The organism is Staphylococcus equorum, assembly GCF_029531845.1.
Lineage (GTDB): Bacteria > Bacillota > Bacilli > Staphylococcales > Staphylococcaceae > Staphylococcus > Staphylococcus equorum_C.
In genome coordinates this window covers 51,522-64,775 of sequence record NZ_JAMBPV010000001.1, presented here as the reverse complement: position 1 = coordinate 64,775, position 13,254 = coordinate 51,522, and the positions used below count along the sequence as shown (strand labels likewise).

12 protein-coding genes are annotated in these 13,254 nt (G+C 33.5%); all 12 read left to right on the top strand.

Annotated features, from left to right (window positions below; all coding sequences use genetic code 11):
• Positions 1–18: 18 nt before the first annotated feature.
• The 12 genes from cstB (at position 19) to M4L39_RS00215 (ending at position 13,251) form a co-directional block, all read left to right on the top strand.
• Complete coding sequence (cstB, locus tag M4L39_RS00270) at positions 19–1,359, top strand: persulfide dioxygenase-sulfurtransferase CstB (RefSeq protein WP_277580184.1); 1,341 nt, start codon at positions 19–21, stop codon at positions 1,357–1,359.
• 175 nt (positions 1,360–1,534) lie between these two features.
• Positions 1,535–2,260: an ABC transporter ATP-binding protein gene (locus M4L39_RS00265; RefSeq protein ID WP_277580183.1), complete on the top strand. Its 726-nt coding sequence runs from the start codon at positions 1,535–1,537 to the stop codon at positions 2,258–2,260.
• Positions 2,260–3,354, top strand: coding sequence for an ABC transporter permease (locus M4L39_RS00260; RefSeq protein WP_277580182.1), 1,095 nt, complete (start codon positions 2,260–2,262; stop codon positions 3,352–3,354). Before M4L39_RS00265 ends, M4L39_RS00260 begins: the two co-directional genes overlap by 1 nt.
• Before the next feature lie 205 nt (positions 3,355–3,559).
• Positions 3,560–4,558: a LacI family DNA-binding transcriptional regulator gene (locus tag M4L39_RS00255; protein WP_431197644.1), complete on the top strand. Its 999-nt coding sequence runs from the start codon at positions 3,560–3,562 to the stop codon at positions 4,556–4,558.
• A gap of 107 nt (positions 4,559–4,665) precedes the next feature.
• Entirely contained in the window at positions 4,666–5,955 is a 1,290-nt protein-coding gene (gene hisD / locus M4L39_RS00250) for a histidinol dehydrogenase (protein WP_277580180.1), read from the top strand.
• A 33-nt stretch (positions 5,956–5,988) separates the two neighbouring features.
• Complete coding sequence (locus M4L39_RS00245; protein WP_277580179.1) at positions 5,989–7,302, top strand: GntP family permease; 1,314 nt, start codon at positions 5,989–5,991, stop codon at positions 7,300–7,302.
• Positions 7,303–7,363: 61 nt separating this feature from the next.
• A complete protein-coding gene (locus M4L39_RS00240; protein ID WP_277580178.1) occupies positions 7,364–8,299 on the top strand; it encodes a 3-hydroxyacyl-CoA dehydrogenase family protein in 936 nt (311 codons plus the stop codon).
• An 11-nt stretch (positions 8,300–8,310) separates the two neighbouring features.
• Positions 8,311–9,075 carry an SDR family NAD(P)-dependent oxidoreductase gene (locus M4L39_RS00235; RefSeq protein ID WP_277580177.1) on the top strand — a complete coding sequence of 255 codons (765 nt, stop codon included), beginning with the start codon at positions 8,311–8,313 and terminating at the stop codon, positions 9,073–9,075.
• Between the two features lie 233 nt (positions 9,076–9,308).
• Positions 9,309–10,409 (top strand): amidohydrolase/deacetylase family metallohydrolase, encoded by a 1,101-nt coding sequence (locus M4L39_RS00230; RefSeq protein ID WP_277580176.1) that lies wholly within the window; start codon positions 9,309–9,311, stop codon positions 10,407–10,409.
• Positions 10,387–11,493, top strand: a complete 1,107-nt coding sequence (locus M4L39_RS00225; protein ID WP_277580175.1) for a DgaE family pyridoxal phosphate-dependent ammonia lyase — start codon at positions 10,387–10,389, stop codon at positions 11,491–11,493. Before M4L39_RS00230 ends, M4L39_RS00225 begins: the two co-directional genes overlap by 23 nt.
• Complete coding sequence (gene dagF / locus M4L39_RS00220) at positions 11,493–12,242, top strand: 2-dehydro-3-deoxy-phosphogluconate aldolase (protein ID WP_277580174.1); 750 nt, start codon at positions 11,493–11,495, stop codon at positions 12,240–12,242. The genes M4L39_RS00225 and dagF overlap by 1 nt, the downstream gene beginning before the upstream one ends.
• Positions 12,235–13,251, top strand: coding sequence for a sugar kinase (locus tag M4L39_RS00215; protein WP_277580173.1), 1,017 nt, complete (start codon positions 12,235–12,237; stop codon positions 13,249–13,251). The genes dagF and M4L39_RS00215 overlap by 8 nt, the downstream gene beginning before the upstream one ends.
• Positions 13,252–13,254 lie beyond the last annotated feature (3 nt).

Here is a 13,254-nt window from a genome sequence, read left to right as displayed (position 1 = left end):
TAAAAAGGAGGATGTATTATGTATTTCAAACAATTTTATAATGAACACTTATCACAAGCTTCTTATTTAGTAGGATGTCAACGTACAGGTGAAGCAATAGTGATAGATCCAATTCGTGATTTAGCGGAATATATAGAAGTAGCAGATAGTGAAGGATTTACGATTACACATGCCGTAGAAACACATATACACGCTGACTTTGCTTCGGGTATTCGTGATGTCGCAAAGCGTTTAAATGCAACAATTTATGTATCTGGTGAAGGTGATAATCAATTAAGTTATCAAAACATGCCAGACCAAACACGTTATGTTAAACACCAAGATCAAATTAAAGTAGGCCACATTAAATTAGAAGTGTTACACACGCCAGGCCATACCCCAGAGAGTATTAGTTTTTTATTAACTGACGAAGGTGGAGGTAGCCAAGTACCTATGGGGCTATTTAGCGGTGACTTTATATTTGTTGGTGATATTGGAAGACCTGACTTATTAGAAAAAGCAGTTCAAATGGAAGGTTCTACTGAAGTTGGTGCCGAACAAATGTATCACTCTATTGAGACTGTGAAAGATTTACCTGACTCTATTCAAATATGGCCGGGACATGGGGCAGGCAGTCCTTGTGGTAAGTCACTAGGTGCGGTGCCAATGACTACCTTAGGTTATGAAAAAATGAACAATTGGGCGTTTAATGAAACGAATAAACTAACATTCATTGAGACATTAACGTCAAATCAACCCGCGCCACCACATCACTTTGCGCAAATGAAAAAAATTAATCAATTCGGGATGAACTTATATCATTCATATAACGTTTATCCTAGTTTAAATAAAGATAATTTAGCATTTGATTTACGTACTAAAGAAGCTTTTCATGGTGGACATACTAAAGGTACAATCAATATCCCTTACAATAAGAATTTTATTAACCAAATTGGGTGGTATTTAAATTACGATCAACCCATTGATTTAATAGGTGACAAAGAAATTGTAGAAGAAGCGGTACACACATTACAATTAATAGGATTTGATTATGTCAGCGGATACCGTTCGCCACAAAGTTTAACGATGACATCATCTATTCATAGCACTGATATAACAGGCAAAGAACAACACATATTAGATGTGCGTACTGAAGAAGAATGGCAGAATGGACATCTATCACAAGCGATTCATATTCCACATGGCAAATTGATGATTGAAGATTTACCATTTAATAAAGAAGATAAAATATATGTTCACTGTCAATCAGGTGTAAGAAGTTCTATAGCAGTAGGGATATTAGAAGCTAAAGGCTTTAATCATATCGTTAATGTAAGAGAAGGCTATCAAGCTTTTAGTGAATCAGTGAAGTCAAAGTAGTAATATTGTATGTTTAATTAAAAAATAAATTAGCAAAAAGTGTATTTATGATTCAACTGTGCCGCACACCCATAATATGGAAGTACGGCACAGTTTTTTAGTGCTAAATTGATTTTACAAATGAGAGGTATATACTCGTTTTATAAACAATTATTTACATGGGAGAGGGAACTCTATGGCTGACCTTGTAGCAAAGTTAACAAATGCAATAAAATATTATAATAAAAAGAAAGTCTTAGATGGCATCAATTTAGAGTTATCTGCTGGAGAAATTTTAGGATTAATCGGACCTAGTGGTTCAGGTAAGACTACGACAATAAAATGTTTAATGGGTATGGAAAGTTTAGATGAAGGACAGGCTCAAATTTTCAATAAACAAATACCTAATCGTAAAGTACTGAATGAAATAGGCTACATGGGGCAAAGTGATGCATTATATGAGTCATTAACAGCTCGAGAAAATTTAGTGTTTTTCGGTAATTTGATGGGGTTAAAAGGTAAGAAATTAGAAGAAGCAATTGCTGAAAATACAAGAATAGTAAATTTAGAACCTGAATTAGGGAAGGTCGTTTCTCATTTTTCAGGTGGTATGAAACGTAGACTTTCTTTGGCCATAACACTGTTAGCTAATCCCAACCTTATTATTTTAGATGAGCCTACGGTCGGTATTGACCCTAAACTTAGAAAAGATGTTTGGAAGCAATTGAATGGTTTAGCAAATGAAGGTAAATCTGTAATTGTCACTACACATGTTATGGGAGAAGCGGAACGTTGTGATTATATCGGCTTAATTGTTGAAGGGAAGCTCTTCACTATAGGAACACCGCAAGAATTGAAAGATAAATTTGAAGTAGATTCTATAGAAGAAGTGTTTATAAAAGCAGAAGCGGGGGTGCAATAATGAGATTTAAGGCTATTTTTATCAGAGTTATTAAAGAATTATTACGAGATAAAAGAACGTTAGCTTTAATGTTATTTGCCCCGATTTTAGTTTTAACACTGATGTATTTTATTTTTGATACTAATAATGAAACAAATATAAAAATGGGTGTAGATGTATCAGTATCAAATGAAATTGTGAACGCTTTGCCTTCAGATAAAGTAGATATTGAAAAATATGATGCACCTAGCTCAATTAAAGATACGATTGTGGATTCAGAGCTGGATGCATATATTGAACAAAAAAATTCTAACTTAGAAGTTACGTATAAAAATGAAGATCCAAGTCAGACAGGCTCAACGAAACAATTATTAGCGAGTGCAATTCAAAAAAACAAGATGCAAGACATGGCTAAAATTGTCGAAAAGATACCTGACAATATGAAACAAGCCAATGGACAACAGACAGAGGCATTGAACATAGATAATCATTACCTTTATGGTGATGCTAATAGTACATTTTTTGATAAAATATTTCCAATTCTAATTGGTTTTTTTGTCTTTTTCTTTGTATTCTTAGTTTCTGGTATAGCACTTTTAAGAGAACGTACCAGAGGGACTTTAGAACGTGTACTTGCAACCTCTGTTAAAAGAAGTGAAATTGTCTTTGGTTATTTAGCAGGTTATGGTTTGTTTGCGATATTACAAACATTAATTATTGTATTTTATTCCATATACTTACTGAAAGTTGAGGTTGTAGGAAGTATATGGTGGGTATTATTAATTAATATACTTATTGCATTATCTGCTTTAGCTATTGGTTTGTTTGTTTCAACTTTTGCAAATTCAGAATTTCAAATGGTTCAATTTATACCGTTAGTTGTTATACCTCAGGTTTTTTTCTCTGGACTTATCCCTTTAGATAGTATTGCCAATTGGGTTAGTGCTATTGGCTATGTATTTCCGTTAAGATATGCTGGTGACGCGCTGACCAATGTAATGATTAAGGGACAGGGATTTGAATTTATTTGGTTCGATATTGTTATACTGTTACTATTCATTTTCATATTTACAATACTAAATATCATTGGTCTTAAACGTTACAGAAAAGTATAAATTTTATTTTCAACATAACTACACACAAATTTAGAGATAAATATAAAAAGACACTTTCGCTAAATTCATATGCTATGTATGATTACGGAAGTGTTTTTGCTTTGAAATAGTGCAACATTTGAAATTTCTATTCTATAATGTAATATAAAGTGTTGAATTATAAAATATAGTGTGCTACATACAAATATGAAGTCATATGGACGGAGTGATAAAGTTGAAAAAGAAAAATGTTTCAGCAGAAATGGTAGCTAAAAAGGCTAATGTATCACAATCTACAGTTTCAAGAGTTTTTACACCTGGCAAAAGTGTGTCAGAAGAAACTAAGCAAAAAGTCTTAAAAGTTGCCAATGAATTAAATTATAAACCGAATGCTTTAGCTAGGGGTTTAATTACTAACAAATCTAAATTAATTGGTTTAGCTATGAAAGATAAACAGAACCCATTCTATCATGAAGTTTTAGCATTATTTACACAAAAACTGAAACAATTTGGCTATTCTGTGCTATTTGTATATACAGAAAATGAAGAAATTCAGCAAGAAGAAATTAACCAATTTATTGAATATAACGTTGAAGCAATCATTATCACAGATGCGGTATTATCGTCAGATTTGGTGAAAAAGTTAAAGAGCTCAAGTATTCCAGTCATATTATTTAATAGATATGATGAATCTTTAAATTGTAATTCAGTTTCAAGTGATAATATTTATGCAGCAAGGTCTGTGGCTGAATATTTTTATAAGCAAGGGTACAAGCACAATTTATATGTGTCAGGTATATATAACACATCCACAAATAGAGATAGATTACAGGGTTTTAAGCAGTATTTTAGTGAAAGAAACCAAGATATAGATATGGTCGAGGGAGACTTTACCTTTGAGACAGCGTACAAATCGACATTAAAATACCTGAAAGATGGCAACAGACCCCAAGGTATATTTGGCGCAAATGATATTACAGCACTCGGAGCATTAGAAGCAGTGAAGAAAATGAATATTGAAGTACCTAATGAAATTGAAGTGATAGGATTTGATGATATACGGATGGCGTCTTGGCCCAATCATCAATTATCTACTTGGTCGCAGCCACTGAACAACATGATTGAGGAAACAATTGAAATTCTATTAAAAGATAACTTTGATGAAATAGAACAAAGAAAGTTAAAAGGGAAGTTTAAATTCAGAAAAACAACGAAAACAATTTGACATTTGAAAGCGCTTACTATAACATAAAGTGAACTATTTGCATACGTATGCAAGATTATTTTTTGTGTTTAATCGCATGCGTAATCGCTGGGAGAGGGGATTTTCAAATGTCTTATAAACTAAAACATGGTAAAAGCCAAGAAGAAATAAAACAATCTGATGAGAAGGTTAGTCAAATTGTAAGTGATACGATTAAAACAATTGAAGCTGAGGGGGATAAAGCTTTACGCGATTTGTCTGTAAAGTTTGATAATTGGAGTCCAGAAAGTTTTAAATTAAGTGATGAAGAAATAGAAAAAATTGTTAACGATATTCCACAACAAGTTAAAGATGATATCGCATTCGCGCAAAATAACATTCAAAGATTTGCTGAAGCTCAAAAAGCTTCCTTACAAGACTTCGAAACAGAAAATTCACCTGGTGTCATATTAGGTCAAAAGAATATACCGGTTGATAGTGTAGGGTGTTATATTCCAGGTGGTAGGTACCCGATGATTGCTTCTTCGCATATGAGCATCTTAACTGCCAAAGTTGCTGGGGTGAAACGTGTTATAGCTTGTACACCGCCGATAGATGGTAAAATTCCAGAAACAACTGTATATGCAATGTACAAAGCAGGTGCCGATGAAATTTATATTCTAGGCGGCATTCAAGCCATGGGTGCTATGGCGATAGGTACAGAAACGATAGATTCTGTAGACATGATTGTTGGGCCAGGTAATGCTTTTGTGGCAGAAACGAAACGCCAACTATTTGGCAGAGTCGGTATCGATCTACTCGCGGGACCTACAGAAACATTAGTAATCGCAGATGAAACATCAGAACCTGAAATGATTGCTACAGATATACTTGGTCAAGGGGAACATGGACCCACATCTCCAGGTGCGATTATTTCTACTTCTGAAGCAATTGCTGAAGCAGCTTTAAAAGAGATAGAAAGACAATTACAAACGTTATCAACAGCTGATATTGCAAGTGAATCTTGGGAAAATTATGGGCAAGTGATTATTGTGAAAGATGAAGCAGAAGCTGTAATAGAAGCGAATAAACTCGCTTTTGAACATGTCGAAGTACTAACTAAAGAACCAGACTACTTTTTAAATCATTTAACAAATTATGGCGCGCTATTCCTGGGGCCAGAAACAAACGTAGCTTATGGCGATAAAGTCATTGGTACGAATCACACACTACCTACTAAAAAAGCAGCACGTTATACAGGGGGCTTATGGGTAGGTAAATTTATTAAAACAGTGACTTATCAACGTATTACATCTGAAGAACAAAGCGCAGCTATGGGTGAGTATGCAGCGAGACTATGCGGTTATGAGAACTTTGCCGGACACGCAGAACAAGCATTATTACGTGTAAGAAAGTATGGAGATAAAGGAAATAAATAAAACCGTTTATGTTCTAAAGGGGGACATACTTATATGTTAGGTGTTATAGGATTAGTTGGTGGGTTAGTTATTTTAACTATTCTAGTAATGAGAGGCGTGAATCTATTAATCGCAGCGCCTTTGTCTGCGTTGTTTGTTGGCGTTTTAAATGGTTTACCTTTATTTTCTCAACTTGCTACAGGTAAGGAAATGGATTTTGTTACAAGTTATATGGATGGGTTTTCTGGTTTCGTGACATCTTGGTATTTAATGTTTTTAACTGGAGCAATTTTTGGAAAAGTCATGGAAGACAGTGGTGCTGCAGAAAGTGTATCACATTGGATTATTAAAAAAATAGGTATGAAAAGAGCCGTTTTAGCAATTGTACTAGCCTGTGGTGTCTTAACCTATGGCGGGGTTAGTCTATTTGTAGTCGCATTTGCTGTATATCCTATGGCTGTAAATTTATTTAAGGAATCTGATTTTCCAAGAAGATTTATTCCGGCTACTTTAGCTTTAGGTTCCACTACATTTACAATGACTTCAGCTGGTTCTCCAGAAATACAAAACTGGATCCCAATCCCATATTTACATACAAGTCCATATGCAGGGTGGACTGTTAGTATCATCACTGCATTGTTTATGTTAGTTGCAGGTTACCTATGGTTAATGCATATGATTAAAAAAGCAAAACGAAAAGGTGAATGTTTTATTAGTAGAACTGGGGATCAAATGGAAGATAGAAATAAACTACCTAATCCATTTTTAAGTATGATTCCGTTATTTATTGTGTTGTTAGTATCATTTTTCTTACATGATACATTAGAGCAATCCGCACTAATAGTCGCTTTAACGAGTGGTATCATCGCAACATGGTTATTGAATAAAAGTTATTTTAAAGATTTTTGGAAAGCAGTCGGAAAAGGTACTGAAGGTGCATTGATTGCGTTAGGTAATACGTCAGCAGTTGTAGGTTTTGGTGGCGTCGCTAAAGTCACACCAGCTTTTAACGACGCTATCAATTATGTTACGAACTTACCAGGTTCTCCATTAATTACAGGTGCATTTGCTGTAATGGTTATCGCTGGATTAACTGGTTCGTCATCTGGTGGCCAATCGATTGCCTTACCGATATTAGCACCACACTATTTAGATATGGGTGTAAATGCTGATGCGATGCATAGGACAATTTCGATGTCTTCAGGCACGTTAGATTCACTGCCACATGGTGGATATACCGTGACGACGATTCGCTCTATTGCAGGTGAAACACATAAAGATGCATATGGAGCCTTTGGAGCCATGACAGTCGTTGTACCACTCGTAGCAGTCATTATCGCAATCGGGTTATTTATGTTAGGTCTATAAAACAATTGGAAAGTTACTGGTATAAATAAATTAAAATACTTTAGTCAAAAGGGGTGTAACGATGGAGAATATTGCTGTATTAGGTAGTGGAACGATGGGGCATTCAATCGCTCTATCCGTTGCTTGGGCGAATTATAAAGTTAAAGTTTACAGTATCAACTTGGAAGATTTAAAAAGAGCTGAAACAGAAATTGATAAAAAGGTACTGTTATTATATAAAAATGATTTAATTAGTGACGTTCAAATGCAAAATATCAAAAATAATATTACCTTAGACACAGATATTGAAGCGGTAGTGAAAGACGTTACTTTTATCATAGAAGCTGTGCCAGAAGATTTAGGCATTAAAAGTGAATTATATGAAAAGTTAAATGATTTATTAGATGAAAAAACCATATTAGCCAGCAATACATCTGGTTTCACATTACAACAACTAACAAAAGATTATAAATTTCCTGATTATTTTATTATCACACATTTTTGGAATCCGGCACATTTAGTTCCGTTGGTAGAAATTGTGAAAAATGATGACACAAATATTGAAACTGTTGCACGTACTGAAAATGTTATTGGTGCTATAGGCAAAAAGCCAATTCTTATACAAAAAGAAATATCAGGATTTATCGGTAATAGATTACAATATGCACTATTTAGAGAAGCGCAATCATTACTTGATCAAGGTGTAGCATCTAAGGAAGATATTGATGCCGCAGTAACCTATAGTGTAGGTAGAAGATATCCTGTCGTTGGTCCACTAATGACGGCAGACTTAGGTGGGTTGGATGTTTTTAGTGCCATATCTGATTATTTATTTGAAGATTTAAGTACTGAAAAAGCATCTGGAAAAACATTGAATAAACATGTTGATGAAGGCAATCTTGGATATAAAACTGGTAAAGGTTTTTATGATTGGGGCGAAAGTGAGTCTCAAGAAATTATTGATAAGCGTGACGAAGTATTGATGTATTTTTTGAAGAAAGATCAAGAAAATAAATAGGATGATTTATAGTGCAAAAAAACTTTAATGATTTAGAAGGTAAGACTGTTATTGTAACTGGTGGCAACCGAGGTATTGGTCAAGAAATTGCAATTGATTTCGCGCAGTTAGGTGCCAATGTAATCGTCATAGCTAGAGATAAAGATTCATTAGATAAAACGTTAGATATACTGAATGAATCTAGGGGGCAACATACGGTTTATGCGCTGGATATAACCGAAATTAATCGAGTTTCAAAGGTAATAGACGATATTGTTTCAAAATTTGGAAAAATTGATGTGCTCGTGAATAATGCGGGTATAAATATTAGTAAACCTGCATTTGAAATTGAAGAAGATGATTGGGAAAATGTATTAGATATTAATTTAAAATCATTGTTCTTTATTTCTAAGTTTGTTGGAAAATACATGGCACAAGAACAGAGTGGAAAAATTGTAAATATGGCATCACAAGTTGGTTTTGTTGGTTATTTTGATAGAGCGCCATATGCTTCAAGCAAAGGCGGTGTGATTCAATTAACAAAAGCACTCGCTGTTGAGTGGGCGCAATACAATATCAACATTAACGCAATTGCTCCAACATTTGTAGAAACAGAATTAACAGAGAAGATGTTTAAGAATGAAGCATTTAAAGAAGACGTATTGAATCGCATCTTATTTCATAAAATGCCCCAACCAACAGATATTTCAGGCGCAGTCTTATATTTAAGTTCACAATTATCAAATTTTGTTACCGGCGAAACCATCAAAATAGACGGCGGTTGGACAGCGATTTAGCTAGCGGCTAATCCTATATAAACTAAATTTTTATTATATCAAAAGCAAAAACACTTTCGTAATAATATATATATTACGAAAGTGTTTTTACTTTTGGTAAGTTGAACGTTTTAAAGTTATTAATTAAATAAAGTAAGTAGCATATTATTTAATGAGAAAAAAGATTATAACATTATAATGATTGCGCTTACAAAAGTTATAATGTTATAATCTTTTTCAAGAGGTGAGCTAATGTGAAAAGTTCAGGAATTATTAAAAATATTGCTACTTTAGACAATTGTCGAGTTGATATTTTGCTCAATAACGGTGTAATAGAAAAAATTTCAAAAGAAAATAGTTTAAAAGGTCATATTCTTTTTGATGGTTCAAATTCTTTTGTATCAACTGGTTGGATTGATTTACATGTACATGCTTTTTCAGATTTCAGTCCTTATGGAGATGAAATTGATGAGATTGGAGTAAAGCAAGGTGTTACTACGATAGTAGATGCAGGGAGTTGTGGCGCAGATAGAGTTAGTGAATTGTACGAGAGAGCACAAAGCAGCCAAACAAATGTATTTTCATTTTTAAATATTTCTAAAATTGGTCTAGAAAGAATAGATGAATTATCAAATTTAGAATGGATAGATACGAGAACGTGTATTGAAGCTGCTGAAGAATATAAAGATATGATAATCGGGTTAAAGGCACGTATAAGTAGTAGCGTGGTTAAAGGGAATGGGACAATTCCATTAGAAAGAGCAGTAGAAATAAGTGAACAATTAAAATTACCAATTATGACGCATATTGGTTCAGCACCCCCTAAAATTCAGGACGTTATACCTTTACTTAGAAAAGGAGATGTCATTACTCACTTTTTGAATGGTAAATCTAATAATTTATTTGATGAAAAAGGTAATGCGTTAATAGTCTTAAAAGATGCGATAAGACGAGGTGTGAAATTAGATGTTGGTCATGGTAACGCCAGTTTTTCATTTGAAGTTGCTCAGCAAGCTCAACAAAGTAATATACATTTCGATAGTATAAGTTCAGATATTTATAAAAAAAACAGATTAGAAGGACCGGTATATAGTTTATCTAATGTACTAACTAAATTCTTGTATCTTGGTTACACATTAGATGAAATTATCAAGGCAGTAACAGAAAAACCAGCTGAAATAATAAATAAACCCGAGTTATTGGAATTTAAAGAAGGTATAACAGCAAATTTAACTATATTTGATGTTACTGATACAGAACAAATTCTAATAGATTCTCATGAGCACAAAGTTACAACAAATAAAGTAATCAAAGAAAGAGGCGTGGTAGCAAATGGCAAATTCATTGAATTATAAGTATGGTTTGAAACAAGTCATAAACGCAAGTGGGAGAATGAGTATTCTAGGTGTGTCTTCACCTACAAATTCCGTAATGGACGCAATGAAATTTGGAGGACAAAATTATGTGGAAATTGCAGAGCTAGTTGATAAATCTGGTGAATACATCGCAAATAAAATTAATGCTGAAGCTGCTGTCGTTGTAAACTCAGCTTCTAGTGGCATTGCGTTATCTATTGCAGGCATTGTTACTGAGGGTAATGAGCGTAAGAGTCAAAGATTGCATAATGAAAAAATAGATAGAAATGAAGTAATTTTATTTAAAGGACATAATGTCCAATATGGTGCACCTATCGAAACTATGGTTTATTTAGGAGGAGGGCGCACTGTTGAAGTAGGTTATGCAAATGAAGGTAGAGACAAACATGTTAAAGAAGCAATAAGTGAAAAAACAGCAGCTATTTTATATGTTAAATCTCATCACGCTGTGCAAAAAAATATGGCATCAGTCGAAGAAATATATGAAGTAGCACAAAGTCATAATATCCCGTTAATTGTCGATGCAGCAGCTGAAGAAGACTTAGAAAAATACATCCAATGTTCTGATTTGGTCATATTTAGTGGTTCAAAAGCAATTCAAGGACCAACTACTGGTATTGTTGCTGGTAAAAAAGCGCTCATTGAATCGGTTAAAGTTCAATTACATTTTATTGGACGCAGTATGAAAGTAGGAAAAGAGTCGACTTTTGGATTACTACAAGCTTTAGATGAATACTTTGATAAAGTAGATAATTCCAAAAAAGAAAAAAATGAACTAAAAAAACTAGAACCATTAAATAATTATGAAGGTATAAAATTAGAGATTGTTCAAGATGAAGCGGGCAGAGAAATATATAGAACACGGGTACATGTGAATCCATCTATTCTAAATTTATCAGCAGAATTATTCTCTGAAAAACTAAAAACAGCTGATATTGCTATATATACGCGAGATTATGGTGTTAAACAAGGGTTTTTCGATATTGATCCTAGACCATTAAAGCAAGGAGAAATTGAAATTATTTATGAAACAATTATTGAAATCCTGGAGGGAATTATTTAATGAAAATTCTAGAAAGATTTTATAAAGATAGAGTAGCTTTGAATGTATTAGCTAAAGGTGAAGAAAATATAAAAGAAGTATTTTATGCAGCAGATAAAAATGTGGTGATAGGGGTCTTATCAAAAGATTATGATAGCGTAAATTCTGCTGTGAAAGCTATGAATCAATTTGGCAATGAGGTAGATGATGCAATATCAATAGGGCTAGGTGCTGGTGATAATAGACAAGCAAAAGTGGTAGCTGATATTGCCAAATTTTATCAAGGATCACATATCAATCAAGTGTTTACAAGCGTTGGACAAACAACAGCTAACAGCGATGAAAATACTTGGGTTAATGCTTTAGTGTCTCCTACAGGACAAACCGGGTACGTTAATATTTCTACGGGACCTGTAAGTAGTGATGGCGTCGAGAAAGCGAACATCCCAATTCAAGCAGCAATTAATTTAATTAAGGATATGGGAGGTTCATCAATCAAATTCTTTCCTATGAAAGGTTTAGCTACGGTTGAAGAGTATAAAGCAGTGGCTCAAGCATGTGGAGAAGCTGAATTTGGTTTAGAACCAACAGGTGGTATTACAAAAGAAAATTTTGAAGAAATAGTAAAAATCGCATTAGAATATAATGTTCCTAAAATCATTCCACATGTATATTCTTCTATTATTGATAAAGATACAGGACTAACAAATATAGAAGATGTCGAATGGCTAACATATAAAATAAAACAATTGGTTGATGCTTATGAGTAAACACATTGCAGCTTATGGAGAAATAATGATGCGATTAGAGGTACCTGATAATCTACTATTAAGACAAGCTGAAAACTTAAAATACTCTTTTACTGGCACAGGTGTTAATGTAACAAGTTTATTATCCCAATTTGGATATGATACGAGCTTGATTAGTGCAGTACCTGATAATGCTATTGGAACAGCAGCTATTGGGGCAATAAGAAGATTAGGTATTCATAGTGATTTTGTTATTAAAAATAATGATAATTTAGGGATGTATTTTTTGGAGCAAGGATTTGGGAATCGTCCAAGCAATGTAACTTATACAAACAGACAGCAAAGTAGTTTTAATACAACAGATATATCAAAATATAATATTTCCCAGTCACTAGAAGGAATCGATGTTTTGCATATTTGTGGTATATCTTTAGCCATGAACGATTTAACGCAAAATAATATTTTGACTATAGTTAAAATAGCAAAAGAGAAAAACATTCAAATTGTCTTTGATTGTAACTTTAGGCCTTCATTATGGGGAGATAATGGTAATCAACGTGCTAAACCTTACTATGAAAGTATTTTAACAGAAGCAGACATCGTGCTCATGAGTGAAAAAGATGCAATTAATACTTTGAATTTAACAACAAGCAAAGAAACAAAAGAAGAACAACTAGAAGAATTATTACCGATTGTCGCTAATAAATTTGATATAAACATTATTGCTGGAACTATAAGAACGATTCAAGGCAGTAATCAAAATAATATCAAAGGTTATTTATTTAAAGATAAAAGAATGTATTACTCTAAAGCATTCGAAGTTGATATTTTGGACCGAATTGGTACAGGAGATGCGTACACTTGTGGTGTGATGCATGGTGAATTATCAAATATGGACCCTCAAGAAATAGTTTCATTTTCAACAGCATCTTGTGTATTAGCACATACAATATCTGGGGATACACCATTGTTTGATACTGATGATATAATAAAAGTCATAAATGAAGAAAAAAATGATATTGAGAGGTAATTG